At 72.3% G+C, this 25,961-nt stretch carries 23 protein-coding genes; 12 read left to right on the forward strand and 11 right to left on the reverse strand.

The window, feature by feature from the left end:
* Positions 1-4: 4 nt before the first annotated feature.
* Genes OG990_RS07525 through OG990_RS07560 form a run of 8 tightly spaced genes read left to right on the forward strand, consistent with a single transcriptional unit; the run spans position 5 to position 10,964 of the window.
* Entirely contained in the window at positions 5-1,297 is a 1,293-nt protein-coding gene (locus OG990_RS07525; RefSeq protein WP_406079516.1) for an ABC transporter substrate-binding protein, read from the forward strand.
* A gap of 3 nt (positions 1,298-1,300) precedes the next feature.
* Positions 1,301-2,485 (forward strand): ADP-ribosylglycohydrolase family protein, encoded by a 1,185-nt coding sequence (locus tag OG990_RS07530; RefSeq protein WP_386982804.1) that lies wholly within the window; start codon positions 1,301-1,303, stop codon positions 2,483-2,485.
* Positions 2,482-3,834, forward strand: coding sequence for an ADP-ribosylglycohydrolase family protein (locus tag OG990_RS07535; protein ID WP_406079517.1), 1,353 nt, complete (start codon positions 2,482-2,484; stop codon positions 3,832-3,834). Before OG990_RS07530 ends, OG990_RS07535 begins: the two co-directional genes overlap by 4 nt.
* A 31-nt stretch (positions 3,835-3,865) precedes the next feature.
* Entirely contained in the window at positions 3,866-4,804 is a 939-nt protein-coding gene (locus tag OG990_RS07540) for a ribokinase (protein WP_406079518.1), read from the forward strand.
* Positions 4,801-6,750, forward strand: a complete 1,950-nt coding sequence (locus OG990_RS07545; RefSeq protein WP_406079519.1) for an SUMF1/EgtB/PvdO family nonheme iron enzyme — start codon at positions 4,801-4,803, stop codon at positions 6,748-6,750. Before OG990_RS07540 ends, OG990_RS07545 begins: the two co-directional genes overlap by 4 nt.
* A gap of 4 nt (positions 6,751-6,754) precedes the next feature.
* Complete coding sequence (locus OG990_RS07550) at positions 6,755-8,923, forward strand: alpha/beta hydrolase-fold protein (protein WP_406079520.1); 2,169 nt, start codon at positions 6,755-6,757, stop codon at positions 8,921-8,923.
* The gene (locus tag OG990_RS07555; protein WP_406079521.1) at positions 8,920-10,143 is read left to right on the forward strand and encodes a CaiB/BaiF CoA transferase family protein; all 1,224 of its coding nucleotides are present in this window, start codon (positions 8,920-8,922) and stop codon (positions 10,141-10,143) included. Before OG990_RS07550 ends, OG990_RS07555 begins: the two co-directional genes overlap by 4 nt.
* Positions 10,143-10,964 (forward strand): HpcH/HpaI aldolase/citrate lyase family protein, encoded by an 822-nt coding sequence (locus OG990_RS07560; protein WP_406079522.1) that lies wholly within the window; start codon positions 10,143-10,145, stop codon positions 10,962-10,964. The genes OG990_RS07555 and OG990_RS07560 overlap by 1 nt, the downstream gene beginning before the upstream one ends.
* A 94-nt stretch (positions 10,965-11,058) precedes the next feature.
* On the opposite strand, the gene OG990_RS07565 is transcribed toward OG990_RS07560, so the two are convergent.
* From OG990_RS07565 to OG990_RS07585, 5 genes are all read right to left on the reverse strand, one after another.
* Positions 11,059-11,682, reverse strand: a complete 624-nt coding sequence (locus OG990_RS07565) for a DUF305 domain-containing protein (protein ID WP_406079523.1) — start codon at positions 11,680-11,682, stop codon at positions 11,059-11,061.
* A gap of 70 nt (positions 11,683-11,752) precedes the next feature.
* The gene (locus OG990_RS07570; RefSeq protein WP_406079524.1) at positions 11,753-12,646 is read right to left on the reverse strand and encodes a DUF1996 domain-containing protein; all 894 of its coding nucleotides are present in this window, start codon (positions 12,644-12,646) and stop codon (positions 11,753-11,755) included.
* Positions 12,647-12,888: 242 nt separating this feature from the next.
* Positions 12,889-13,548 carry a C39 family peptidase gene (locus tag OG990_RS07575; RefSeq protein ID WP_406079525.1) on the reverse strand — a complete coding sequence of 220 codons (660 nt, stop codon included), beginning with the start codon at positions 13,546-13,548 and terminating at the stop codon, positions 12,889-12,891.
* A 762-nt stretch (positions 13,549-14,310) separates the two neighbouring features.
* On the reverse strand, positions 14,311-14,772 hold the full coding sequence (locus OG990_RS07580) for a hypothetical protein (RefSeq protein WP_328415687.1): 462 nt from the start codon (positions 14,770-14,772) through the stop codon (positions 14,311-14,313).
* A gap of 222 nt (positions 14,773-14,994) precedes the next feature.
* Positions 14,995-16,875, reverse strand: a complete 1,881-nt coding sequence (locus tag OG990_RS07585) for a Xaa-Pro dipeptidyl-peptidase (protein ID WP_406079526.1) — start codon at positions 16,873-16,875, stop codon at positions 14,995-14,997.
* A gap of 233 nt (positions 16,876-17,108) precedes the next feature.
* Between OG990_RS07585 and OG990_RS07590 the strand changes: the two genes are divergently transcribed.
* Complete coding sequence (locus OG990_RS07590) at positions 17,109-17,777, forward strand: DUF998 domain-containing protein (RefSeq protein ID WP_406079527.1); 669 nt, start codon at positions 17,109-17,111, stop codon at positions 17,775-17,777.
* A 42-nt stretch (positions 17,778-17,819) separates the two neighbouring features.
* Entirely contained in the window at positions 17,820-18,260 is a 441-nt protein-coding gene (locus OG990_RS07595; RefSeq protein ID WP_406079528.1) for a DUF1801 domain-containing protein, read from the forward strand.
* A 46-nt stretch (positions 18,261-18,306) separates the two neighbouring features.
* On the opposite strand, the gene OG990_RS07600 is transcribed toward OG990_RS07595, so the two are convergent.
* The 3 genes from OG990_RS07600 to OG990_RS07610 form a co-directional block, all read right to left on the reverse strand.
* Positions 18,307-18,807, reverse strand: a complete 501-nt coding sequence (locus OG990_RS07600; RefSeq protein WP_406079529.1) for a DUF2231 domain-containing protein — start codon at positions 18,805-18,807, stop codon at positions 18,307-18,309.
* A 202-nt stretch (positions 18,808-19,009) separates the two neighbouring features.
* On the reverse strand, positions 19,010-19,645 hold the full coding sequence (locus OG990_RS07605) for a LysE family translocator (protein ID WP_406079530.1): 636 nt from the start codon (positions 19,643-19,645) through the stop codon (positions 19,010-19,012).
* Between the two features lie 2 nt (positions 19,646-19,647).
* Entirely contained in the window at positions 19,648-20,394 is a 747-nt protein-coding gene (locus OG990_RS07610; protein ID WP_406079531.1) for a metallophosphoesterase, read from the reverse strand.
* A 93-nt stretch (positions 20,395-20,487) separates the two neighbouring features.
* Between OG990_RS07610 and OG990_RS07615 the strand changes: the two genes are divergently transcribed.
* A complete protein-coding gene (locus OG990_RS07615; protein ID WP_406079532.1) occupies positions 20,488-21,093 on the forward strand; it encodes a CGNR zinc finger domain-containing protein in 606 nt (201 codons plus the stop codon).
* 9 nt (positions 21,094-21,102) lie between these two features.
* Here the strand turns inward: OG990_RS07615 and OG990_RS07620 are convergent, their stop codons facing one another.
* Positions 21,103-22,149 (reverse strand): SEC-C domain-containing protein, encoded by a 1,047-nt coding sequence (locus OG990_RS07620; RefSeq protein WP_406079533.1) that lies wholly within the window; start codon positions 22,147-22,149, stop codon positions 21,103-21,105.
* Positions 22,150-22,340: 191 nt separating this feature from the next.
* On the opposite strand from OG990_RS07620, the gene OG990_RS07625 reads away from it, so the two are divergent.
* A complete protein-coding gene (locus OG990_RS07625) occupies positions 22,341-24,425 on the forward strand; it encodes a phosphocholine-specific phospholipase C (RefSeq protein ID WP_406079534.1) in 2,085 nt (694 codons plus the stop codon).
* Between the two features lie 74 nt (positions 24,426-24,499).
* On the opposite strand, the gene OG990_RS07630 is transcribed toward OG990_RS07625, so the two are convergent.
* Together OG990_RS07630 and OG990_RS07635 are read right to left on the reverse strand one after the other, a co-directional pair.
* Entirely contained in the window at positions 24,500-24,790 is a 291-nt protein-coding gene (locus OG990_RS07630; protein WP_406079535.1) for a hypothetical protein, read from the reverse strand.
* A 267-nt stretch (positions 24,791-25,057) separates the two neighbouring features.
* The gene (locus tag OG990_RS07635) at positions 25,058-25,894 is read right to left on the reverse strand and encodes an aldo/keto reductase (RefSeq protein ID WP_406079536.1); all 837 of its coding nucleotides are present in this window, start codon (positions 25,892-25,894) and stop codon (positions 25,058-25,060) included.
* Between the last annotated feature and the right edge of the window lie 67 nt (positions 25,895-25,961).

Here is a 25,961-nt window from a genome sequence, read left to right on the forward strand (position 1 = left end):
CCCCATGCTCCCTACCCGATTTCGTCGACTCGCCGCGGCCACCGCGGTCGCGGTCGTCGGCCTCGGCGCGCTCACCGCGTGCGGTGACAGCGGCGGCGACGAGGCCACGTCCGGCCCGGCCAAGCTGCGCTTCCTCAGCCTCGCCTGGCAGAAGGAGTCGCTGCAGGTCAACAAGGACCTCGTCGCCAAATGGAACGCCGAGCACCCGGACATCCAGGTCGAGTACGTCCAGGGTGACTGGAACTCGGTGCACGACCAGCTGCTGACCTCCTTCGAGGGCGGCGACGCACCCGACATCGTGCACTACGAGGCGTCCGCGATCGGCGAGTTCAGCAAGCAGGGCTACCTGGCCGACCTCTCCGGGCTGGTCTCCGACGACCTGAAGGGCCAGATCGACCAGGGCGTCTGGGACACGGCCACCGTCGACGGCAAGGTCACCGGCATTCCGTTCCTGCTGGAGTCCCAGGTCGTCATCGCCAACAAGAAGCTGCTCGACGCCGCCGGTGTCGCGGTGCCGCCGGCAGATGGCGGCTGGACCTGGGACGAGTTCCAGGGCAACGCGCAGAAGCTCACCAAGCCCGGCCAGTACGGCGTGGCCTGGGCGCTGAAGTCGCCGACCAACCGGGTGCTGAACCTGGCGCTCAACTACGACGGAAAGTTCTTCTACACCGACGGCGGGCGCACCGAGGTGCGGGTCGGTGACGCGGAGAAGGAGATCCCGAAGCGGATCCACGACATGATCTACACCGCGAAGTCCGCCTCCCCGGAGGCGCTCGGCATGAGCGGCGCGGACACCCTGCCCGGCTTCTTCGGCGGCAAGTACGCCATGCTGCCCGGCTCGGTGTCGCTGCGTCAGCAGATGGTCGAGCAGGCGCCGGCCGGCTTCGAATGGGTCACCCTTCCGCCGGTGAAGGGGCTCTCCGCCAAGCAGGCGGCCAACCCGCAGACGCTGTCCGTCTCCGCGGATTCCAAGCACAAGAAGCAGGCCGCGCAGTTCCTCGAGTACTTCCTGAACCCGACCAACATGGCCGCGCTGGCCAAGGGTGACTGGCTGGTACCGACCGGCAAGCAGGCCAACGAGGAACTGGTCAAGCTCACCGCCGGCAAGCAAGGCTGGGACGTCGCCGCGGACAGCGCCGCGGACCTGACCGTCGCCCCGTTCCAGCAGGCCGACGGCTACCCGGAGTGGAAGACCAAGTACGCCACCCCGGCTCTCCAGCAGTACTTCGCCAACAAGATCACCCTTGATCAGCTCGGTACGCAGCTGGTCGATGGTGGCAAGCAGGTTCTGAGGTAGGACATGTCACTCTTGCTCGACACATCGGTCGGCTGCCTGGTCGGCGCCGCGGTCGGAGACGCCCTTGGCGGCGCCACCGAGACGGCACTGCCGGAGCAGATCCGCGCGCGGTTCGGCGGCTGGGTCGAGGGCATCGTGCCCCCGTACCACGCCGACTGGTCCACCGCGCGACCGCTCGCGCCGTACCACAAGGGCGACGGGCACATCACCGACGACACGTTGATGACCCACGCCCTGGTCCGCGCCTATGCGGCCAAACGGGACCACCTCGATGCGTACGACGTGGTGGAGCTGCTGGTCCCCGATCTGATCGAGCGGGTGGTCTACATCCCCGACCTGGAGCGGGAGGGGGTGACCTTCCACCGGCTCGCGGCCGCCGAGCGGTGGTTGGTCACCCGCCTGCACCACGCTCACGCGGACCCGCGCGAGGCCGGGGTCGGCAACATCGTCAACTGTGGTGCGGCCATGTACATGGCCCCGGTCGGCATCGTCAACGCGGGCGACCCGGCCGGGGCGTACGCCGAGGCGGTGGAGATCGCCGGAGCGCACCAGCACAGCTACGGGCGGGAGGCCGCCGCCGTCTTCGCGGCGGCGGTCGCCGCGGCGGCGACCCCCGGCGCGGGCGTCGAGGACGTCGTCACGGCGGCGCTGGACCTGGCCCGAGACGGCACCCGGGCGGCCATCGACGCGGTCGTCAAGGAGGCCCGCAGCCACCACGACTGGAAGCAGGCGATTCCGGCGTTGCGCGCCGCAGTCGCCCCCTACGACACGGTGGGGGAGGAGTACCGGAGCCCCGGGCTCGGCGCGCGACGGCCCAGTCGGCTGCACGCCATTGAGGAGCTGCCGGTGGCCATCGGCATGCTCGTGGTGGCCGGCGGCGAGTTCCGCCCGGCGGTGCTCGGTGCGGTCAACTACGGCCGGGACGCCGACTCCACCGCCACGATGGCCGCTGCCATCGCCGGGGCGCTCGGCGGCGCCGCGGCGGTGCCGGCGGAGTGGTCCGAGGTGGTCGCCACCGCCTCCCGGACCGACCTGGTGGAGCCGGCCCGGGTTCTCGCGGCGGTGGCCGGCGAGGTCTTCGAGCGGGACCAGGCCCGGTTCACCCGGCGGGCGGAGCGCTTCGCCGGGCTGGCCGGCGGCGCCGGTCGGGCCGTGGCGGACGCATCCGACGGCGAGTCGACCCGGTGAGGATCACCTGGGTTCAGCCGGAGGACCTGCTGCCGCACGAGTTGGCGGCCAGCCGGGACGAGGGGCGCGACGTCGCGGCGCTCGCCCAGCGGTGGGCCGTGGCCGGCGGGGACCTGACCCCGCCGGTCAGCGGGGCGTCGCCGACCCCGGCGTCCCCGGCGCTGCGGGCGCTCGCGGCGGAGCTGCTGGACGCCGCCGACGCGCTGCCCGCCGTCGCCGCCGACGATGAGCCGGATGAGCTGGCCGCACTCCGGGCCGAATGGCCGACGAGTTGGTCGCTGCCGACCGACGTGACGCACGACCGGCTGCACGGCGCGTGGCTCGGCCGGGCGGCCGGCTGCCTGCTCGGCAAGCCGGTGGAGAAGATCCCCCGGGAGGGAATCCGGGAGATCCTCACGGCGACCGACCGGTGGCCGCTGCGCGACTGGTTCACCGCGAAGGGGCTGCCGGCCGAGGTCGCCGCCCGCTGGCCGTGGAACCGGCGCAGCGCACCGACCAGCCTCGCCGAGAACATCGACGGCATGCCCGAGGACGACGACCTGAACTACGCGCTGCTGGCGCTGCGGGTGCTGGAGACGCACGGGCGGGACTTCACCAGCGCCGACGTGGCGCAGGCGTGGCTGGACTGGCTGCCCGCCGGGCGGGTCTTCACCGCCGAGCGGGTGGCGTACCGGAACCTGCTGCTCGGGCTCGCTCCACCAGAGAGCGCCCGTCGGCACAACCCGTTCCGGGAGTGGATCGGTGCGCAGATCCGCACCGACGTGTACGGCTGGGTCAACCCCGGCCGGCCCGACCGGGCCGCGGAGCTGGCCTGGCGGGACGCGACCGTCAGCCACGTCCGGGGCGGGGTGCACGGCGCGATCTGGGCCGCCGCCCTGGCCGCCGCCGCGCCGGTCGCCGCGAGCATGGACGAGGTGCTGGACGCCGCCGAGGCGGTGCTGCCGCCGCGCAGTCGGTTCGCGGCCACGGTCCGCGAGGCGCGCGCTCTCGGCGAGGGGGCCGACGACTGGGAACGCGTGGTCGACGAGCTGTATGTCCGGCACGGCCACCTGCACTGGGTGCACGTACGCAACAATGCCGCGCTGGTGGCCGCCGCGCTGGCGTACGGCCGAGGCGACCTGGAGCGATCCATCACCGCGGTGGTCAGCGGCGGCTGGGACACCGACTCGACCGGCGCGACGGTCGGTGCGGTCACCGGGGCGCTCACCGGGGCGTCCGGGCTGCCGGCGCGGTGGGTCGCCCCGCTGCGCAACCGGCTGACCAGCAGCATCGCCGACTTCGACGGGATCGGCTTCGACGAGCTGGCCGAGCGTACCCAGGCACTGGCCCAGTCGGGGAGCGGGTCGTGAACCAGCACCGGTGGACGGAAAGGAGCCCGGCATGAGCGCTCGCGTGGCGGTGGTGGGCAGCAGCAACCTGGACCTGGTGGTGACCGCGTCGCGGCTGCCCCGCCCCGGTGAGACGGTGCTCGGCGAGAACTTTCGGACCGTGCCCGGCGGCAAGGGCGCCAACCAGGCGGTCGCCGCCGCACGGGCCGGTGCCGCCTGCGACTTCGTGGGCGCGGTCGGCGACGACGAGTTCGGTACGCAGATGCGGGCGAGCCTGGTCGGCGCGGGGGTCGACGTTCGCGGCCTGCGGACCGTCGCCGGTCCCTCCGGCATCGCGCTGATCGCCGTCGACCGGGACGCGGAGAACTTCATCGTGGTCGCGCCCGGCGCCAACGGCACGTTGACCGAGCTGGACGCCGACGACCGGGCGACGGTCGCCGCGGCGGACGTGCTGCTGCTCCAACTGGAGGTGCCGCTGGCCGCCGTGGTCCGTGCGGCCGACTGGGCCCGGGCGGAGGGCACCACCGTGGTGTTGAACGCCGCGCCGGCCGCCGTGCTGCCGACGGAGCTGCTCGACCTGGTCGACGTGCTGGTGGTCAACGAACACGAGGCGGCGGTCGTGGCCGGGGTCTTCTCCGACGACCCGCCGGTGCTGCTCGACGCCCTGCTGGAGCTGGTGCCCCGGGTGGTGCTGACCCTCGGCGCGCGCGGTGCCGCGTACGCCGACCGGCGAGGTCTGCGCCTGACCGTCCCGGCCCCGCGCATCGACGCGGTGGACACCACCGCCGCGGGCGACGCCTTCACCGGCGCGCTCGCCGTGGGCTGGGCCGAGCGCGGCGGCGCCAGCACCGAAGACACCGTCACGGCGAGCCTGCGCTGGGCGTGCGCTGCCGGCGCGGCCTGCGCTCAGCGGCCCGGCGCGTCCACCGCCCTGCCTGAGCGGTCCGCCATCGACGCCCTCTACGACGCGACCTACCGAGGTACCCCGTGAGCTTCAACCCGTATGTCCCGCGCCCGATCGACCGGCCGACCGAGGTGCCGCTCGGCGGGCACGCCGACCTGACCACCCTGGACGAAGCGAAGATCTTCGCCGCGCCGGCCGACCCGGCCGTCTGGCCGGCCTGGCGGGAGCAACTCACCCGCTGGCGGGCCGACGCCCGGGCCCGGATCGGCTACACCGGCACGCACTACGACGAGATCGCCGGCGACTGCTTCAGCGTCTGCCTGACCTGGCTCTGGGACGAGGCGCTCTACGACCACGAGCGCGGCGTCTTCACCGTCGACGACTTCCTCGACGCGGCCGGGCAGGATTTCGGCGGCTTCGACGGGGTGGTGCTCTGGCACGCGTACCCGGTGATCGGCCTGGACGAGCGTAACCAGTTCGACTGGTACCGGGACGTGCCGGAGCTGCCCGAGGTGGTGCGCGCGTTCCAGGAGCGCGGGGTGCGGGTCTTCATCGACTACAACCCGTGGGACACCGGCACCCGCCGCGAGCCGGGCAGCGACGCCGAGGAGGTCGCGGCGCTGGCCGGCAAGCTCGGCGTCGACGGCGTCTTCCTGGACACCCTCAAGGAAGGTGCCGGAGAGCTGCGCGCCGCGCTGGACGCGGTCCGCCCCGGCATGGTCCTCGAAGGCGAGAGTCGGGTCCCGCTGGCCCGGATCGCCGACCACTCGATGTCGTGGGCGCAGTGGTTCGCCGACTCCGAGGTGCCCGGCGTGCTGCGGGCGAAGTGGTTCGAGCGGCGGCACGTGCTGCACTACACCCGCCGTTGGCACCGCGACCACCTCGACGAGTTGCACTCGGCCTGGCTCAACGGCGTCGGGGTGCTGGTGTGGGAGAGCGTCTTCGGCGTCTGGGTCGGCTGGAACGACCGGGACCGGGCCGTGCTGCGGGCGATGCGCCGGGTGCAGGCCAGCCACGCGGCGTGGTTGCGCGCCGAGGACTGGGTCCCGCTCGCCGACCACGCCGGCCAGGGCCAGGTGTACGCGTCCCGCTGGACGCACGAAGACGAGCCCCTGTGGACGGTGGTGAACCGGGGCGCGGACCACGACGGGCCGTGGCTGGTCACCGAGGCCCGGGCCGACCGACGATTCGTCGACCTGGTCACCGGCGCCGAGCTGACCGTCACCGAGACCGCTGACGGCCGGCTGGCGGTGGGCGGTCCGCTGCCGGCCGGCGCGATCGCCGCCGTGGTCGTCACCGACTCCGCCGTGCACCGGCACGAGCCACCCACCGGCGATCCGTCCTTCCCGGCCCGCTCCGCGGTACGCGTCCGGACTCCATGGGCACTCCGGCCACAGTTGCCGCGAGGCATGGCCGCTGTCGAGGCCGGCCGGCGGGAGCTGGTGGTCCGGCACCGGGTGCGGGAGACCGGGCTGTACGGCGAGGCGCCCTACGTCGACGAGTGGAAGCCGCTGCCGCCCCGCCTGCACCACACCGGCACGCTGCGCCGCAGCGTCCGGCTCGGCCGGTTCGCCATCGCCACCCACGAGGTCACCCACGGCGAGTACGCCGAGTTCCTGCGGGCCACCGACTACCGGCCGGTGCGCCCCGAGCGGTTCACCGCGGGGCACGGACCGGCCGACGCCCCGGTGACCGGGGTGGACCTGGCCGACGCCCGGGCGTACGCGGCGTGGGCCGGGCTGCGGCTGCCCACCGAGGACGAGTGGCAGGTGGCCGCCGAGGCAGGGCTGCTCGTCCGCCGGGAGCCGCTGGTGTGGAACCTGACCGAGAGCGAGCACTCCGACGGGCGTACCCGATTCGTCATCCTCAAGGGCGGCGCCGGGTACCGGGCGGACGGCTCCGACTGGTACCTCGACGGCGGCCCGCAGCCGGCGGACGCCTCGGTGAAGCTGCTACTGACCGGCGCCGGGCTCACCCGCTCAGACCAGGTGGGCTTCCGCTGCGCCGCAAACCTTCCGACCCCCAAGGAGTGACCTGATGGGCAGACGCTGGCGGATCGGCGGCGGCGTGGCCGCCGTGCTCCTCGCGCTGGGACTGACCGGCGCGGTACCGGTTGGGGCGAGTGCGGAGCGCCTCCGCGCGGGCACGCTGACCACCGCGTCCGCGCCGTCCCCGGCGTTGGACGGGACCATCGACTACACCGTCTACCTGCCGTACGGGTACGCCAATGCGACCGCCGCCCGCTACCCAGTGCTGTACCTGTTGCACGGGCGGGGCGACACCATGCAGGCGTGGACCCAGGTGAAGGCCGACCTGGACCGGATGATCGCCGACGGCGAGGTGTCGCCGGTGATCGCGGTGCTGCCCGACGCGCCGTGGAGCAGCCGGGGTAACTGGTACGTCGACTCCTCCTACACTGGCGCGGACGACCCGGGCCGGCCGGTGGAGACCGCGCTCACCCGCGACCTGGTGGCGCATGTCGACGCCACCTACCGCACCGCCGCGCACCGCGGCGCCCGCCTGGTCGGCGGCTACTCGATGGGCGGCGCCGGGGCGCTGCGCTACGCCCTCGCCCACCAGGACCTCTTCGCCAACGCGCTGGTGCTCAGCCCGGCGGTCTACCGGCCGCTGCCGCCGGCCGACTCGTCGGCGCGCGAGTTCGGTGCCTTCGGCTCGGGCGCGCAGCGCTTCTCCGACGAGGTCTACCAGCAGCTGAACTACCCCGCCCTGCTGCCCGGCCTGGACCCGGAGTCCCCGGTCCGGATGTACGTCGCGGTCGGCGATGACGAGTGGGCCAACCCCGACCCGGCCGACGCCGCGCACGACCTCGACTACGAGGCGGCCACCCTCTACAACACGGTGCGCCGCGCCGACGGGGTCGCCGCCGAGCTGCGGGTGCTCGACGGGGGGCACGACTGGGATGTCTGGCGACCCGCCTTCGTGGACGGTCTGAAGCACCTCGCCGGCACGCTGAGCGTCACTCCGCCGGCCGGGCTGCCCGGGCCGGTGCACGGCAGCGCGGGCACGGACTGGGCCGGCGGCGTCGCCGCCCACCAGGATGGCACGACCACCATCGGCTACGCCGCCTCCGGCCCGGTCGACGGCCAGCCGTACGCCGGCGGGCTGGACGCGGTGGTGAGCCGGCTCGCCGCCGACGGCACGACCGCGCGGTGGACGACCCAGTTCGGCACCGCCGCGAACGACCGCCTCTACGGGCTGATGCCGCTCGCCGACGGCGGGGTCATCGCCGCCGGCTACACCCGCGGCGACCTGGACGGAAAGCACCCCGGCAACCCGGCCGACGACGCCTTGGTGACCCGGCTGACCGGGTCCGGGCAGCGGGCCTGGCTGACCCAGGCCGGTGACCCGACGAAGGCGGACCGGTTCTACGCCGTCGCGCCAGCGCCGGACGGCGGTGCGTACGTCGCCGGCTACACCAGTGGCTCGTTCGCCGGCGAGACCGGTGCCGGCGACAAGGACGCCGTGCTGGCCCGGATCGGCCCGGACGGGCGCGTCGCCTGGAGCCGGCAGTTCGGTGGGCCAGGCGAGGACAAGGCGTACGCGGTGATGGCCGACGCGCAGGGCGTGTACGTTGCCGGCGGCACCTCGGCCGGCCTGCCGGGCACGACGGCGCTTGGCGGCGCAGACGGCTGGCTGGCCCGGTACGACCCGGCCGGCACCAGCAGCTGGGTGACCTCGGTGGGCGGCGCCGGAGACGACCTGCTCGGCGGCGTCGCGATCAGCTCCACCGGCACGGTGCTGGCCACCGGCTCCACCGGCGGCGAGGCGACCAACGGTGGCAGCGACGTGCTGACCGTCGCGTACACCTCGACCGGTCGGCAAGGCTGGCGGACCGTGACCGGCGGCCACGGGGCCGATGCCGGCGCGGAGGTGGTGCCGCTGCCCGACGGCGCGGTCGCCGTGGTCGGGTTCACCAACAGCACGCTCGGGCTGCCGGTCGGCGGCGCGGACGTGCTGACCGTGCGGCTCGACGCCCGGGGACGCCAACTCGGCGTCGCCCAGTACGGCACGGTCCGGGACGACGCAGCCGACCCGTTCGGCGAGGAGAACGTCTACGCGACCCTCGGCGCCGACGGCCGGCTGCTGGTCAGCGGGCTCACCGCCGGAGCGCCGGTGGGCGGCGGCGCCCTCGGCAACGGCGACGTCTTCCTCGCCGCCCTCGACCCGACGAAGGGAACGCCGTGACCGCCGCGACTGATCCGGGGGCCGGGCGTGCCACCCGTGGCCCGCTCGACGGGGTGAAGGTGGTCGACCTGGCCACCCTCTTCGCCGGGCCGCTCGCGGCCGCGTTCCTCGGCGACTTCGGCGCCGACGTGATCAAGGTGGAGCACCCGGCCAAGCCGGACCCGTCGCGGGGTCACGGCCCGGCCCGGGACGGCGTCGGGCTCTGGTGGAAGGTGCTCGGCCGCAACAAGCGGACCGTCACCCTCAACCTGTCCGACCCGGGCGGCGCCGCGCTGCTGCGCCGGCTGCTCGCCGACGCCGACGTGCTGGTGGAGAACTTCCGTCCGGGCACGCTGGAGCGGTGGGGGCTCGGCCCGGCCGAGCTGCACGCGGTCAATCCCCGGTTGGTGATCACCCGGATCAGTGGTTTCGGGCAGGTCGGCCCGTACGCCCGCCGGCCCGGCTTCGGCACCCTCGCCGAGGCGATGAGCGGCTTCGCCGCGGCCACCGGGGAACCGGACGGCCCACCCACCCTGCCCCCGTTCGGGCTGGCGGACTCGGTGAGCGCGCTGGCCGCCGCGTACGCGGTGATGCTGGCCCTCCGGGCTCGGGACGCCACCGGCGCCGGGCAGGTGGTGGACCTCGCCATCATCGAGCCGATCATGGCGATGCTCGGCCCGCAGATCACCTGGTACGACCAGCTCGGCTACATCCAGCCCCGGCTGGGCAACCGGTCCAACAACAACGCCCCGCGCAACACCTACCGATGCTCGGACGGGCGCTGGGTGGCGGTCTCCACCAGCGCGCAGAGCATCGCCGAGCGGGTGCTGCGGCTGGTCGGCCGACCCGAGCTGATCGACGAGCCGTGGTTCGCCACCGGCAGCGGCCGAGCCGAGCACGCCGACGAGTTGGACGCCGCCGTGAGCGCCTGGGTGGCGAAGCGGGACCGGGACGAGGTGGTGGCCGCGTTCGAGGCGGCGCAGGCGGCGGTCGCGCCGGTCTACGACGTGCGGGACATCCTCGCCGACCCGCAGTACGCGGCGCTGGGCACCGTGCGCAGCGTCCCGGACGAGGAGCTGGGCGAGGTGCGGATGCAGAACGTGCCGTTCCGACTCACCGACACGCCGGGGGAGATCCGGCACGCCGGTCGGCGGCACGGCCAGGACACCGACGAGGTGTTCGGCGCGCTCGGCCTGAGCGCCGACGAATTGGCCGCGCTGCGCGAGCGGGGCGTGCTCTGATGCTGCTCAGCTGGCTCTACGTGCCCGGCGACCGCCCGGACCGGTTCGCCAAGGCGGTCGCCTCGGGTGCCGACGCGGTCATCCTCGACCTTGAGGACGCCGTTGTCGTCGGGCGTAAGGCGTACGCCCGGGACGCGGTCGCCGAGTTCCTCGCCGAGGTGCAGCCGGTTCCGGTGCAGGTCCGGGTCAACGAGCTGACCGGGCCGGACGTCGACGCCGACCTGGCCGCGGTGTCCGGTCGGCCCGGGCTGGCCGGGCTGCGGCTGCCGAAGGTGGAGTCGGCCGCGACGGTGGCGGCGCTCGCCGACCGGGTCGACGTGCCGCTGCACCCGCTGGTCGAGTCGGCGCTCGGGCTGGAGGCGGCGTACCCGATCGCCTCGGCCCACCCCGCGGTGGCCTCGATCGGGCTCGGCGAGGCCGACCTCCGCTCAGACCTCGGGGTGAGCGACGACGACGGGTTGCTCTGGGCGCGCGGTCGGGTGGTGGTCGCGGCCCGCGCCGCCGGACTGGTCCCGCCGGCGATGTCGGTGTACGCGGACGTCGCCGACGTCGCCGGTCTGGCCGCCTCCTGCGCGGTGGGTCGGCGGCTCGGCTTCCTCGGCCGCGCGGCGATCCACCCGCGCCAACTGCCGGTGATCGTCGAGGCGTTCCGGCCGGCCGATCGGGAGGTGGCCCGCGCCGCGGAGCTGCTGGCCGCGGTGGCCGAGGCGCACCGGCGGGACTCGGGGACGGTGGTGCTGCCGGACGGCCGGTTCGCCGACCGGGCGATGGTCGCCGCAGCCCGACGCACCGTGGACCTGGCCGCCCGCTACACCGCCTGAGCGTCGCCGTCGGCGGGCTCGGCGGGCTCGGCGGGCTCGGTTGGCGAGTGTCCGGCGCTGCTCGACGAGATCGTCACCAACCGGGGCTGAGGGGTCAGCGGCTCGGCGCACCGTCCAGCCCGTCGAGCCGCGCGAGTTCGGCGTTGCCGCCCCGGACCACGGCCGCGGCCAGCGCGGTGGTCGCCGGGTGGACTCCACCCTGCTGCTCGGCGGCGGCGATCCGGACCGACTGCGCCAGGTGCGCGCGCAGGTGCTGAGCGAGCAGCCGGTCGAACGGCTTCCCGGCGGCCGACCGCAGCGCGGTCAGCTCCTCAGCGGTGATCATGCCGGGCATGTCGTGCCCGTCGTGCGGGTTGGTCTCCGGCGCACCCGAGTCGGCCAGCAGCCGGCGGGACCGGTCCAGGTCGGCGCGGTGGGACGCCCCGACCTGGGCGGCCAGCCGCCGCCACGCCGGGTCGGTGGTCCGGGCCGGCACCAGGTCGAGTACCGGCTGCAGTCGTTCGGCCATCGCCACCGTCAGCTGGAGCCAGGCGATGTCGGTGCCGCTGAACGGTCCTGCCGTACCCGTGGCTGGCACCGCGCTCGGCGCTGCGACTGCCGGGGGCACGATCGCGGACGGTGCGGTGCTGCCGGCCGGGGCCGGTGACCCGGCAGCGCAGCCGGCGACGAGCAGAACTGCGATGAGCAGAGTGGGCGGTGCGGCGACGAGGGCTCGCATCCGACCTCCTTTCCGCCCGGGTGGGCGGGCCCGGCGTGACCGGGCCCGCCCTCGGGTCGAACGTGTCGGCTCAGATCGGTCGGCCGTCGTGCCCGCACTTGATCACCGGACGGATGCAGTCCTGGACGCGGCGTGCCATCTCCGCCACCGGCCAGGCGTTGAAGAAGTCGCCGTGCATCGTGTAGCCCGCACCGGAGGCCAGCCGGAACCGCGCTGGGTTGCCGTTGACCGGGTACCGCAGCACCTGCCGCAGCTTCGGCACGTGCATCGGGTGCGTAGCCGGGCAGGCCTGATTCACCGGGTACGCCATGTGGCTCTTGTGGTCGGCCGAATCCAGGTCGCGGCCGTTCCAACACTGCGGGAAGTCCAGGTACGACTCCAGCATGGTGCCGGACGGGCAGTTGACGAAGTCCTTCGACGGGGGCACGTGCCCGGCGTGCAGGCACGACCAGCGGGCGATGCTCTCGTTCGGCCCGGTCGCCCGAGCGTTGCCCGCAACGATCCGCAGCCCCTGCGGGATGGGCTGGGTGGCCGCGACGACGTCGGCGCGTACGCCCTCACCCAGGTAGTAGAAAGTGGAGATGGCCGGCTCGACCGGCACGTTGTTGTTGTAGAGCGTCGGCACCCAGTACGACGAGACGTCCGTCCGCGGGTTGCAGGTGGTCGGAGAGTTCACCAGGTCGGGGAGCGTGGTGTGGGCGTTCGTCACCGTGCTGCCGAAGAAGCTGTGCATGTGCGAGGCACCGGGCAGGCCGGGGAAGATGATCGGGTCGTCCGGCAGCCGGTGGCTGTACGTGCAGTCGGCGGGGAACTCGGCTACCCGGATGACGTTGACGCCCGGGGCGGCGTCGGCCCGGTCGGTGGTCGACACGATGTACGTGCCGAGTAGCGCCAGCAGTGCGCCGATCGCCGTGGCGAGGCGCAGCCGGCGGTGGATGCCGGAGAGGGGTGCGGCCCTGTCCATCTCGTGACTCCTGTCGGGGGGACGGGTCAGGGACAGCTCCGGCGCCGCCGCCGAAGACATCGGAGTTTGCCCTTGGCCAGACTTTGGTGGTGGTCTGTTGTGCCCGGGTGCGAGAGAGCGCTCTCCCGTCCCAGCCTCACCCCGACGTCGACACTTGTCAATACATGCCGCAGTTGGTGGGAATGACGACGAAGGGCCGGACCCCTGGTGGGGATCCGGCCCTTCGCGTTGGTTGCTGGGTGTCAGCTGGTGGCGTAGCCGCGGGTGGCGATCCAGTCGGCGAGGTGCTCGACGGTGACCTCGTAGGAGGCCTGGTTCGGATCGGCCGAGTCGGCGATCTTGACGATGTTGCCGTTGTCGCGGTAGCCGACGACGCTGATGTAGTGCCCACCCTCGAAGGAGTGGCTCACGCCGTCGGTGTCGACGCTGGTGCCGGCGATGTTCGCGACCACTGCCCGACCGTCATCGACGGTCTTCACGACGTCGGCGCGCAGCTTGTCGGTCTGCTTGCTGTCAGCGGCGGGGGTGCTGATCTCGACGCTGCGGTAGGCGTCGTTCTTACCGGTTTCCTTGTTCAGCACCGGGGTGATGTCGTTGATGGAGTTGGTGCCGGCCTCGGTGGTGCCCATTTCCTTGGCCATGGCGTCCACGCTGATGTCCTTGCCCTGCACGGACAGGGCGTTGCGGGCGGCGGCGGGACCGCAGTAGTAGAAGTTCGGCTGCGCCTCGTAGCGCACACCCAGCTGACGCTCACCCGACGACTTCCGGTCCGACTGGGTCTGCGTAGCGGGCTTGGCATCCGACGCGGCGTAAGCGGCGGTCACGGGGCCGGCGATGGCGCCGCCGGTGAAGGCGAGTCCAGCAGCGGTCAGAGCGGTCTTACGAATCAGATCGGTACGCATGATGGCGTGCTCCTCTGCATCGGGGGTGCGCGCGGCAGGGGGGTGCCGCGTCAAGGAAGTTCAAGAAGGGGGGAACGGTTCGGCGATCTGGGGGGACCTGCTCGGGGTTCCGGGGATGTAACCGTGCCGGCCGGTCGGGTGTTCCCGGCGGCTGCCGCGCACCGGGCCAGGGGGCCACGGTCGCATCCCCCGGTATAACGACCCGGGCCGGCCCCCGATTCCACGCTGAGGGTGGCCCCGACCACGGGACGGCCCACCCCAAACGGGACGACACCCCCAGCCCGCGGGAAAACGCTGCCTCCCGACGCGCCGAGGCCACACCTTCCCGGAAATGCGCAGACCTAGGAGGCCGCCGCCGTGCGTCGGCCGGGTGCGTGCTTTTGAGCGTGATGACTCTGAGGTATCAAAATGACTCTCAGGTATCACGCTCAACAGTGCGGGTGTCCCCCCGCCGTCGACCCGCCCGACTGTCGGTCTCCCAGCAGGGCTCACCGCCCGCGAGGGACTGGGTGACGGAGGTGAGGTCGCGGGCGTGGCGCGGGCCCGCCGGGCGTGACGCAGGCTGCGGGTGTGGCGGGGGCCGCCGACGTGGTGTGGGGTGCCCGTGTGACGGCGGCCCGTGCGCATGACGCGTTCAGCGGGCGTGAGTGGGGCGCGCGTGTGTGACGGCGGCCTGCGCTTATGACCCGTTCAGCGCGCGTGAGTGGGGCGCGCATAGGACGTGGGCGCGCATGTGACGTGGGGCGGGGTAGGCGTCGAAGCTCAGGTCTTCCGCGCCGTACGCCGGTTGCCGAACGACTCCATGGTGGTCGCCTTCTTGGCCGGAGCCCTGGTGGCGGACGTGGTGCGGGCCCGGGTCGGCGCGGCCTTCTTCGTGGGCGCCTTCTTCGCTGCGGCCCTCGCCGTGGGCGCCTTCTTCGCGGCGGCCCTCGCTGCAGGCGCCTTCTTCGGTGGTGCCTTCTTTGCGGCGGCAGCCTTCGCCGTCGGCCTGCGGCTGGGCGAGGCCGTGGTGGCGGAAACGTCCTTCTTCCGGGCGACGCGGGGCGTGGTCGGCGTGGGCTTCTCGCCAGGCGTCTTGGCCGCGCTCGCGCCGGTGGCCCGCTTCGTGGCAGCGGCGACCTTCTTGGCCGCCACCTTCCGGCTCGGTGGCATCTTCGTCGCTCCGGTGGCCTTGGTGGGCCCGGGTGACCTGCGCGCCGGGACGGTTGTCCTGCGTGGGCTCATCCTCGCTCCTCCTCGGGTCTCGCCGGCATCGCCAGCGCTGCCGGACGACGGACGTGGCGGGTCGCCTGGGCCCGATCGGCGAGGTCTTCCCGCGCCTCCGGCCGCCAAACGCGGGACGGAAGGGCCGCGTTTGGCGGCCCGGACGGGTCAGGGGCGGTCGGAACGCGCAGGTGGGGCAGTCCGACGCGTCGGACTGCCCCACCTGTTCGGGAGAAACTTGTGTCAGAACCCGAGCGCGGACCGGCCCCCGACCACCGGCAGCCGCAGCTCACTGTCGTTCGGCGCGACCCGTAGTTCGGTGCCACCCAGCGGCAGCAGGGTGTACTCCTGATCGCTGGAGAAGACAACCACACCGATGCGGTGGCCCGCCGGGAAGATGTAGTCCTTCGGCTCCAGGGTCCACCGGTAGTCGTACAGCTTGCCCTGTTTCACCGGCTCGGTGCGGGCCGGGCCCTTGCGGTTCTGCGGGTCCATCCAGCCCCGGGTCACCACGGTCGGCGCGGCGGTCGAGCCGGCCGGGCCGTAGTCGACCAGGTACGCGGTGAGGTTCGCGTCCGGCTTGTTGTCGATCGCCATCCGCAGCCGCATTTCCGGGCGCCCGGAGATGCGGACGTTCTGGGTCAGGGTGGGGGAGCGGTAGGCGAGTCGGTTCGGGCTCGCCGTATCGGGATTGGCCACCAGGGTGTCCGGGTGGATGGTCCGGCCCTCGTCGACGAAGCCCTGCTCGATCCTGGCCTTCGGCGCCTTACCCGAGGTGAGCGTGCCCGGGGCGGTGGCGTCGGTGGTGGCGAACGTCAACCCGACCGTACGGGCGGCAGGGTCGGGCCAGTTGGCGTACGTGGTGTAGGCCCGGTCCTCCCGCTGCAGCACGGCGGTCGGTTCGTCCATGATTCCGTTGCGCACGTTCCACAGCCAGAAGTCGAACCAGCGGTTCTCGGTCTGCTTGTAGGTCCACGTCCGACCGTTGGGCAGGGTCACCGACGCGCTGCTGCCCGGGCCGCCGTGCCCGCCCTGGTGCAGCCAGATCTTGCGCGGTACATCGCGCTTGGCCAGTTCGTCCCACCAGCCGGCGAAGTGCTCGGTCTTCACGTTCCAGTCGTTGAGGCCGTGCACGACGAAGACACTCGCCCGCACGTCCCGGGCGTCGAGGTAGTCGCGATCCTGCCAGAACTTCGAGTAGTCGCCGGTGACCCGGTCCTGCTCCTCGGTGATGTCGGCGATCTCGTCGGCGCACTGCCCCTCGGCACGAGCCTGCCCGGCGGTGTACTGGGCCAGGATGTCGGTGTCCTCGCCCTGGAACGTCCCGGGCGCGACGACCAGACCGTTGGCCCGGTAGTAGTCGTACCAGCTGCTGATCGCGGAGACCGGCACGATGGTCTTGAGTCCCTTGACGCCGGTGGTGGCCACCTGGTTGGGCAGCGTGCCGTTGTAGGAGACGCCGGTCATGCCGACCGCGCCGGTGGTCCAGCCGGCGGTGACCGGGGCGCCGTTCGCGTCGTACCCCTTCGCCCGGCCGTTCAGCCAGTCGATGACCGCCTTGGTGCCGAGCGTCTCGGCCTGGTCGCCGCTGGTCGGGCAGCCGTCCGAGTCGCCGGTGCCGACGCTCTGCCCGAGCACCACCGCGTACCCCCGCGGCACGTAGTAGTCGTCCAGCGAGCCGGGCAGGTTGGCCTTCGCCTGCGCCCGCTGCGCCTCCACGTCGGCCGCCCGCAGCCCGGAACGGTTCGTCGAGCCGTTCTGCGGCAGGTCGTCGACCAGCACGCTCGGGTACGGCACGTCGCCCCAGGTGCCCTTGCGGTACGGGCTGTGCTCGAAGATGACCGGCACCTTGAAGCCCTGGGTGGCGGTCTCCCTGGGGCGGGAGATGTCGATCGCCACCCGGTCGGGGCGACCGTCGTGGTCGGTGTCCAGCGGCGTCTGGACGAACACCCGCTCCTCGATCGCGTCGGCGAAGGAGAACACCGGTTGGGTCATGCCGTCGCTGACCACGATGCCGGTCGGCGGGGTCGCCGCAGGCGGGGCGGCCGATGCCGCCGGAGCTGCGGTAATCAGTAGGGCGCCGGACACACCGACGCCGAGTAGTGCCAAGGGGGTTCGACGCACGCGCGTTTCCCTTCGGTGGAGGATCCCGAAGATCCATTCGTGCTCATGCTAAGTCCGGCTGACCTTCCCGTCGATCCCTTCGAGTAGGGATGCGCCCTTTGTTCACAATGGATTACCAGGCTCGCGCCCGTCGTAGATCCGGTGCCCGGTACTTCTTTCGCCGGAGGTGTCGATCCGGCGGGGTCTCGTTCGTCGTGACGGCAGTACGTGACGACGAGACGAGAGGTCCGCACATGACGTCCTTGACCGCTGCCCCCGACGGGTCGGTGTCGGCCCGGCGCCGCCGGACCCGGTACCTCCTCGGGTGCGGCACAGTCGCCGGCATCCTCTTCCCGGCTCTGTCATTCGGGCAGGCCTTCACCCGACCCGGGTTCGACCTGCGTCGGCACGCGCTGAGCTCGCTCACCCTCGGTGACCTCGGTTGGCTGCAGTTCATCGCGTTCGTGGGCACCGGCCTGCTGGCCGTCGCGTTCGCGGTGGGCCTGCGGCGGGCGTTGCGCCCGGGCCGGGCGGCCACGCTGGGGCCGCTGCTGGTCGGTGTGTACGGGGTGGCGATGGTCGGCGGCGGGGTGTTCGTCCCCGATCCCGCGCTCGGCTGGCCGCCGGGCGCCCCGGCGGGGCTTCCCGAGCACGCCAGTACGGGCAGCATCCTGCACACGGTCTGCGGCGCGGCGGCGTTCCTGTCGCTGATCGCGGCCGGTCTGCTGCTCGCCCGGCGGTTCGCGGGGCAGGGGCGACAGGGCTGGGCGGTCTACAGCGCCGCCAGCGGTGTCGTCGCGTTCGTGCTCACCGCCCTGCCGTGGAGCGAGGAGAGCGCGAGCATCCGCTTCGCCGTCGGAGCGGTGATCATCTCGGCTTGGCTCGTGGCCCTCTCCTGGCGAGCGCGCGAGGAGGTGTCCTGACCACGGCGGCGCTTCGTCGTACTCGCGTGGCAGCATCAGCTCATGGCCATATCGAAGCAGCCAGTGACGGTCCCGACCGAGGTCAGCGTCGACGACTTCGTGGCCGCCATCCCCGACGAACGTCAGCGGGCCGACGCGGGGCGGCTCCGCGCGATCATGGGCGAGGTGACCGGCGAGCCGGCGGTGATGTGGGGCCCGAGCATCGTGGGCTTCGGCAGGTACCGCTACACCTACGCCAGCGGGCATTCGGGCGAGGCGCCGCTGGCCGGCTTCTCGCCGCGCAAACAGAATCTTGTCGTCTACCTGGTGGGTGGTTTCGAGGATCGGTACGGCCCGATCCTCGCCCGCCTCGGTCCACACCGCGCCGGAAAGGGATGCCTCTACCTGAAGCGGCTCGACGACGTCGACGGGAGCGCGTTGCGCGAGCTGATCGACCGCACGGCGCGGGTGCACAAGGGCGTCGACCGGGCCAGCCAACGCTGACGCTCCGTGGCTGCGGCCGGCCCGGTCGGCCCTGACCCACGGGGGGTCACTGACCCGTCCAGACCGCCTTCGCGCCGGAGTCGCCGGTGCGGATCACGTAGTACAGCGCGATGCCCGCGGCCACCAGTGACAACACCTGCAACGACAGGGTCAGCGCGCGACCGTGCCGGGCGCCTCCGGTGGCGCTCGCCTCGGCAGTCCGCGGCGGGACGAACCACACCAGTGCCAGCGCCACGACCGCCAGCCCGATGGTGGCGTAGAGCGTGATGTCGCCAAACTGCTGGTGCGCCTCGATCGTCGGGACGAACTCGGGGGTGACCCGGTTGGCGGCCCGCATGCGGTCGAAGAATGCGTCACCGGTGAGCTTCGCCAGGAGCGCGGAGACCGGTGCGGCCAGGGCGAGCAGCCCCAGCACCCAGCGGGTGTGCGGACGGATCGGCGCGACGAGCGCGTAACCGATCGTCAGTAGGGCCAGCAGCGGCACGAACACGACCGCGGCGTGCAGCACGAGAGGGTGGGCGGGAATGCCCATGAACTCCTCGAACATCGGCGTCTCCTCTGACGGTGACGAGCGGGCCTCGATCGTCCAAGCATGGACGCTATCGGTACCGGAAGGGCGTGTCAGCCCCCAAGATTGCCGGCAGCGCCCGTCCGGCCGGCCACCGTGCTGACCGCCGGATGGGTACCGGTCGCTCAGCGGTCACAGCCTAATGCGGCCGCGCCGGCGGCGGCCGGGAACGACGTCGGACTCAGGTCACCGCTGTACGCACACCGAGGCCGAGCAGGATCACACCGGTCAGCCGATCGAGCATGCGTCGCACAGTTGCTGTACGGAGCAGCTGGGCGGCGGCGCCAGAGACGGCGGTCCAGCCGGCGAGCCAGCAGGTGTGCAGCGCGGCGTGTGCCGTGGCGAGGAGCAACATCGGCACCAGCACCGGTCGGCCCGGTTCGAGGAACTGCGGTGCGAGGGTGAGGTAGATGGCGGCGGCCTTGGGGTTCAGGACGTTGCCGAGCAGCCCCTGCAGGTATGGATGGTGGACGTGCCACGGCAGCCTCCGGGCACGAACCGTCGGTGGCCGTCCCGCGCCCGTGGGGCGGCGGGACGCGGACCAGAGCAGCCAGAGCCCGAGCCCGACCAGATAACCGGCGCCGACCAGCTTGACGACCCAGAACGCCTGCGACGAGCGAAGCACCAGCGCGGCCAGGCCGACGGCAGCCAGGGTGGCATGCAGGTAGATCCCGGTGACCGTACCCAGGATCACCCACCACCCCTGCCGGCGCCCGCCGGCGGCGACCCGCGAGACGACCAGGGTCAGGCTCGCTCCCGGCGTGGTGGTGATCGGCGCGACGGCGAGAAGGAAGCCGAGCACCGCGACTTCCTGCATGCTCAGACCACTACCCGGTAGTGGGTGGTGAGCAGGCCGCTGTTGTCGTACACGTGGAATGCGACGCCGGGCGGCTGGGTCTGGGTGGTCAGCGGCCCATCGCCCTCCCAGGGCATCCGGAGGGTGGAGACCACGCCCGGTGCGATCCGCAGCGGGCGGCCGGCGAAGGTGCTCGCGGCGGCGGTGTGGAAGTGCCCGGTCAGCACGGCGACGACCTGCGGGTGGGCGGTGACCAGTTCGGCCAGAGGATCGGCGGGCAGCAGCCGGGTCGGGTCGATGACCGGGTGGTGCAGCACGACCGGCGGGTGATGGAAGGCGATGAACGTCGGCGTTTCGGCCGGCACCGAGCCCAGTTCGTCGGCGAGCCACGCCGTGGTCTCCTCGTCCAGGTGGCCGTCGTCCTCGCCGGGCACGGAGGAGTCGGCGAGGAGGAAAACCGCTCCGGCCACGTCGTAGCGGGCGTTGATCGGGCCGGTGCCGCCGCGGTCGTCACCGAGCAGACCCTTGCGGTACGCGTCGCGCACATCGTGGTTGCCGGGGCAGACCATGACCGGCAGCGGGGATTCGAAGAGCTTCGCGGCAGTCTGGTATTCGGCCACCTCGCCGTGGTCGGCGATGTCCCCGGTGATCAGGATCGCGTCGACCGGTCGCGGCAGGGTGTGCAGGTAGTCCATCACCCGGGCGGTTCGCTCGGCCGATCGGGGATGGCTGTCGAGGTGGGTGTCACTGAGGTGCGCGATCACCAGCACGAGGGCTCTCCTAATGGTTACTACCGTTAAGGGCGTTAGGGAAGCTACTCTGGGCCGCGCCGGCCGCACAAGCCGGATCGGGGAGGAGAGTCCATGTCACCGCACCTCGCGCTCGCCCTGGCCAGCACGATCCGGCACGACGGCAACGGCGGGGTCGCCGACGACCTCGGCGATGTCGCGGGCTTGACCGCCTGGCTCCGTGAGCAGGCCGAGCCACTGCGGGAGTACGTCGGCGGGCTCGACGCCCTCGCCAGCGTGGTCGACGAGCGGATCCGGCTCGACGTGGTGGCGGTGCGGCGCGCCGCACGTACCCTCTTCGCGGTGGCGGTCCGCCCGGGGCCGCCGAGCCGGGCCGACTCCTCCTCGCTGCTCTCCCCGCCGGAGGCGGTCGACCGGCTCAACCAGGCCGCCGCGGCGCTGCCGGTCCGGCCGGTGCTGAGCTGGGCGCAGGAGGGCGCACCGACGCTCACCTGGCAAGGCGAGACGGCTGACGCGGGACTGAGGCTCTCCGCGGGGCTGGCACGCGCCGCCATCGAGTTCCTCGCCAGTCCGGCCCGCGACCTGTTGCGCGCCTGCCCCGCGCCACGCTGCGTCCGCTATTTCGTCAAGGACCACCCGCGCCAGGAGTGGTGCAAGCCCTCCTGCGGTAACCGCGCCCGCGTCGCGCGGCACTACCAGCGCCACACGGCAGCTCGATAGCTGACTCCCTCAGCTACGGGAGCGCGGCAGGCAGTCCTTCTTGTACTTGAGGCCCGAACCGCACCAGCAGGCGTCGTTGCGCTCCGGCGGCCAGGGGATCCGCGCGCTGGGCCGAGCCGACACCTCGGCCGCGTAGCCCGCCCGGATCGCCGCATCGGCCGGGTCGCCGTTGCGTCGAACAGCGAAGGCGTTCAACCCGGCCACGGTCGCGCTGAACACACCCAGCCCGGTCTGACCGGCACTCGTCTGACGCACCAGCTCCTTCTCCAGCCGGGCCCGGTGCGCGTCCCAATCCGGGCCGTACACCTCGGTGAGCGCGGCGTGCTCGGAGAGCAGACGATCGAACTCGGCCCGCGGCCAGAAGAGCAGATCAGACTCGGCGCCCCTGCGCTCCCCGGCCCGGCGGACGAGCTGATTCTCCAGCCGGTCCGCCAGATCGTCCTGCCGGTCGTGCGGCAGGTTGAGGTCCCGGCGTACCCGGTGCCGCTGTTGCAGCAGGAAGAAGAGGACACCCGGTGCTTCCGGCGGGCCGAGATCCACCACCGGGTCGGTTGCGGTGATGGCCTGCGCGGCCGCCCCGGCGGCGGCACGCTCGCCGAGCAGGGTGTCGACCGCCTCGCTCAGCCACGTCTCGGCGGTCGCCGAACGACCACCGGCGTCCAGCGCCGCGCTCAGGTAGGCGGGGGCGTCGGGCTGCACGAGCAGGAGCGGGCGCAGCGCGGTCAGCTCCGCCATCGCCTCGTCGTCCCGACCACCGGTCCGGAACAGGACCCGGGCCCGCAGCGCGCGGGCCAACCCGGCCCGGGGGTCGTCGCCCGACGGGTACGCCGCCAGGGCCTGGTCCGCGTACCGCAGGGCGGCATCCGGTCTGGCCCGGATCTCGGCGATCTCGGCGGCCAGGGTCAGCGCGTCCCCGGCGTCGTCCGGATCCTCCAGCCGGCCCTGCTCCGCCGCCTCGGCGACATCGGCGGCGACACCGAGCGGGTCGGCCGCCCCCAGCGCAGAGCGGCGGAGTTCAGCTAGGTCAGCCTTGGTGAGTACGTCTTTCGTCGGCACGATCTCACCGTACGTCGGAGGGCTTCCGGGATGCCGGCAGATCACCTGTAACGCTGCTCGCACACCGCCACGGCACCCGCCGCCGGTCGTCGAGTGGTCGCAAAACCAACCAACTGCAGCCATCTCCCGTCAACCCGCCGTCGGTAGCGTCCGGTCGCCAGTTTCCCGACCAGACGTACAGAGGGTGAGCTATGGCCACGGTGGATCGGCGCACATTCCTCAAGGCGATGGGAGTCCCCGCGATCGGCGCGGCGCTCCCGTTGGACCTCAGCAAGGCGCTCGCCATCCCGGCGAACAACCGGACCGGCTCGATCGACGACGTCGAGCACGTCATCATCCTGATGCAGGAGAACCGCTCCTTCGACCACTACTTCGGCACCATGCGCGGGGTGCGCGGTTTCGGTGACCCGCATCCGGCGACACTGCCGTCCGGCAGAGACGTGTGGCACCAGCCCGACGGCGCCGACGAGCTGCTGCCGTTCCGGCCCGAGGTGAAGGACCTCGGCCAGACCTTCCTGCCGGACCCTCCGCACGGCTGGAACGACGGGCACGCCGCCTGGAACGACGGCCGGTTCGACCAGTGGGTGCCGAACAAGGGCGTCACGGCGATGACCTACCACACCCGCCAGGACCTGCCCTACCACTACGCGCTCGCCGACGCCTTCACGGTCTGCGACAGCTACCACTGCTCGCTGATGGGGCCGACCGACCCGAACCGCTACCACATGTGGAGCGGCTGGGTCGGCAACGACGGCAAGGGCGGCGGCCCGGTCATCACCAACGCGGAGGCCGGCTACGACTGGTCGACGTACCCGGAGCGGCTGGAGCGCAACGGCATCTCGTGGAAGATCTACCAGGACGTCGGCATCGGCCTCAACGCCGCCGGCTCCTGGGGCTGGACGAACGACCCGTACATCGGCAACTACGGCGACAACTCGCTGCTCTACTTCCACCAGTACCAGAACGCGCAGCCCGGCACGCCGCTGGCGGACCGGGCCAAGACCGGCACCGAGATCAGGACCCAGGGCCGCGACCCGGAGGCGTTGCTGGCCGACTTCCGGGCCGACGTCGAGGCCGGACGACTGCCGCAGGTCTCCTGGATCACCGCACCCGAGGCGTACACCGAGCACCCGAACTGGGAGCCGGCCTACGGCTCGTGGTACATCTCGCAGGTCATCGACATCCTCGCGTCGAACCCTGAGGTGTGGAGCAAGATGGCGCTCTTCATCACGTACGACGAGGAGGGCGGCTTCTTCGACCACGTGGTCCCGCCGACGCCGCCGCAGACCCGCGAGCACGGGCTGTCGACCGTACCGACCACCAACGAGATCTTCCCGGGCGACGCCGACCACCCGGCCGGCCCGTACGGCCTCGGCATCCGGGTGCCGATGATCATCGTTTCGCCGTGGACGCGGGGCGGCTACGTCAACTCGCAGGTGTTCGACCACACCTCACTGATCAAGTTCCTGGAGGCGCGGTTCGGGCACGGCCGCCCGGACCTCATCGAGCAGAACATCACCCCGTGGCGGCGCGCTGTCGTCGGTGACCTGACCACGGCCTTCGACTTCCGGCACCCGAACCGGTCGCAGCACCCCACCCTCCCGGACACCGACGACTTCAAGCCCGACGAGCTGGTCCGGCACCCCGACGAGATGCCGGTCCCGCCAGCGGACCAGCGGCTGCCGAAGCAGGAGCGCGGCGTACGCCCGGCGCGGGCGATCCCGTACACCCTGCACGCCGACGGGCGCGTCAGCGACGGCGCGATCCGCGTCGACTTCCGCAACTCCGGCCGTGCCGCGGCGGTCTTCCAGGTACGCCAGGCCGGCAGCGCGGACGCCCCCCGCAGCTACACCGTCGAGTCGGGCAAGCACCTGACGGACACCTGGGCGGCCACGGCCGGGTACGACCTGTCGGTGCACGGGCCGAACGGGTTCTTCCGGCGGTTCACCGATGGCCCGTCGAGCCGGCACGCCACGAACCTCGACATCGCCCCCTCGTACGACGAGCGGAACGACAAGGTCACCCTCACGCTCAAGAACCGTGGCGCCAAGCGGGTGGAAGTGACGGTCCGGGACGGCTACCGCACCCGTCCGGTCAAGCTGTCGCTGCGGCCCGGCGAGACGGAGCGCGCGACGTGGACGCTCTCGCGCACCCACGGCTGGTACGACCTGACCGTCACCGTCGCAGGTGATGCCGAATTCGCCTACCGCTACGCGGGCCACGTCGAGAACGGCAAGGACAGCATCAGCGACCCCTCCCTCGGCGGGCTCGTCTGAGCGACGTCGCGTGACCCGGGCCGCTGCTGGCCCGGGTCGCGCGACGCCCAGGGGGTCGCGGACGCACCAGCGCGCTACAACTGCAGGAAGCTCTGCACCCCGGCCAGCTTGAGGGCCTCGGTACGTACGTCGGCGCACTGCTCCCTGGTGAGGGTGTCGATCTGGGAACCGTCGGGCACCCCGCCGCGCTGGTCGTACCACCCGCTGAGCCCGGTGGCGAGCCGCGCCATCACCTCGATCTCTCCGGGGGCCTTGCGCAGCGCCGGCAACTCACCGCGCAGGTAGTCACAGAGGGCCGTCGCCGTGACCCCACCCGATTCGGTTCCCGCTCCGGTGGTCACCGACGGTGCCGGCGCGGCGCTCACCTCGGCGCTCGCCTCGGGGGACGACGAGGCGGTGGTGTCGTCGTCGCTGCTGCCCCCGCCCTGCGGTGAGCGTCACGCTCGACAGGACGACCAACGCGAAGAGCCTCACCTTGATCATTCTGGTTCTCCGATCGGTGCCGAGTCGGGCCGGTGGCGATGCATGCGTCGACGCTAAGCCGGATCCGCCAGCGGGGAATCGGGTGATTCCCTATCCACCGGATCGGCCGGCGACACGATCGTGCCCGCCCGTACCCGAGATCGGGCCGCTCAGAACTCCTCGTACACCGCCGGGTCCTGGTCGGCGAGGCGCCCGTCGGGGCGGCCCAGCGCGGAGATGGCCTCGACCTCGTCATCGGTGAGCTTGATGCCGAAGATGTCCAGGTTTTCCAGCTGCCGCTGCGCGGACGCGGCCTTGGGCAGCGGGATCACCTGACGCGCCACGTGCCAGGCGAGGATGATCTGCGCCGGGCTGACGCCGTGGGCGGTCGCCATCTCCGAGATGACGGGGTGCTGCTGCAGGTCGTTGCCACGACCGAGCGGGCTCCAGCCTTGCACGAGGATGCCGTGCTCCCGGTGGTAGTCGATCGCCTCCTGCTGCGGGAAGTACGGATGCACCTCGATCTGGTTGACCACCGGGGCGACACCGGTCTCGGCCACCAGCCGGTCGATGTGCTCGGGCAGGAAGTTGGAGAGGCCGATGTGCCGGACCAGACCACGCTCGCGGGCCTCGATCAGCGCCCGCCATGCCTGCACGTACAGGTCGACCTTGGGGTTGGGCCAGTGGATCAGGTACAGGTCGATCCGGTCGAGGCCGGTGCGGAACACACTCTCCTCGATGGTGGTCAGCGCCTCGTCGAAGTGGTGGTGCCGGCCCGGCAGCTTCGAGGTGACGACCAACTCGTCGCGTACGTCGCCGGCCGACCGGACGGCCCGGCCCACCGCGCCCTCGTTCTCGTAGTTCACCGCGGAGTCGATCAACCGGTAGCCCGCCCGGATCGCCTGAGCCATGGCGTCGACGCCCGCCGAGCCGCTCAGCCGGTACGTGCCGAGCCCGATCGCCGGCAACGTCGTGCCGTCGGCGGCCGTCAGGTGGGGGATTGTCATGGTTGATCTGCCTTTCGTCGACCGTGACTGGACCCTACCGCGCGACGTTTGCGGGGTGCTGCGTGTC

It is taken from the genome of Micromonospora sp. NBC_00858, from assembly GCF_045207365.1.
Classification (GTDB): Bacteria; Actinomycetota; Actinomycetes; order Mycobacteriales; family Micromonosporaceae; genus Micromonospora.

Excerpts from the sequence above, each read along its gene's own strand:
- OG990_RS07550 (WP_406079520.1), top strand. The coding sequence starts at position 6,755 with ATGGGCAGACGCTGGCGGATCGGCGGCGGCGTGGCCGCCGTGCTCCTC.
- OG990_RS07595 (WP_406079528.1), top strand. The coding sequence starts at position 17,820 with ATGGCCATATCGAAGCAGCCAGTGACGGTCCCGACCGAGGTCAGCGTC.
- OG990_RS07565 (WP_406079523.1), bottom strand. The coding sequence starts at position 11,682 with ATGCGAGCCCTCGTCGCCGCACCGCCCACTCTGCTCATCGCAGTTCTG.
- OG990_RS07580 (WP_328415687.1), bottom strand. The coding sequence starts at position 14,772 with ATGAGCCCACGCAGGACAACCGTCCCGGCGCGCAGGTCACCCGGGCCC.
- OG990_RS07605 (WP_406079530.1), bottom strand. The coding sequence starts at position 19,645 with ATGCAGGAAGTCGCGGTGCTCGGCTTCCTTCTCGCCGTCGCGCCGATC.
- OG990_RS07575 (WP_406079525.1), bottom strand. The coding sequence starts at position 13,548 with ATGCGTACCGATCTGATTCGTAAGACCGCTCTGACCGCTGCTGGACTC.
- OG990_RS07600 (WP_406079529.1), bottom strand. The coding sequence starts at position 18,807 with ATGTTCGAGGAGTTCATGGGCATTCCCGCCCACCCTCTCGTGCTGCAC.
- OG990_RS07615 (WP_406079532.1), top strand. The coding sequence starts at position 20,488 with ATGTCACCGCACCTCGCGCTCGCCCTGGCCAGCACGATCCGGCACGAC.
- OG990_RS07540 (WP_406079518.1), top strand. The coding sequence starts at position 3,866 with ATGAGCGCTCGCGTGGCGGTGGTGGGCAGCAGCAACCTGGACCTGGTG.
- OG990_RS07590 (WP_406079527.1), top strand. The coding sequence starts at position 17,109 with ATGACGTCCTTGACCGCTGCCCCCGACGGGTCGGTGTCGGCCCGGCGC.
- OG990_RS07560 (WP_406079522.1), top strand. The coding sequence starts at position 10,143 with ATGCTGCTCAGCTGGCTCTACGTGCCCGGCGACCGCCCGGACCGGTTC.
- OG990_RS07525 (WP_406079516.1), top strand. The coding sequence starts at position 5 with ATGCTCCCTACCCGATTTCGTCGACTCGCCGCGGCCACCGCGGTCGCG.
- OG990_RS07530 (WP_386982804.1), top strand. The coding sequence starts at position 1,301 with ATGTCACTCTTGCTCGACACATCGGTCGGCTGCCTGGTCGGCGCCGCG.
- OG990_RS07635 (WP_406079536.1), bottom strand. The coding sequence starts at position 25,894 with ATGACAATCCCCCACCTGACGGCCGCCGACGGCACGACGTTGCCGGCG.
- OG990_RS07625 (WP_406079534.1), top strand. The coding sequence starts at position 22,341 with ATGGCCACGGTGGATCGGCGCACATTCCTCAAGGCGATGGGAGTCCCC.
- OG990_RS07570 (WP_406079524.1), bottom strand. The coding sequence starts at position 12,646 with ATGGACAGGGCCGCACCCCTCTCCGGCATCCACCGCCGGCTGCGCCTC.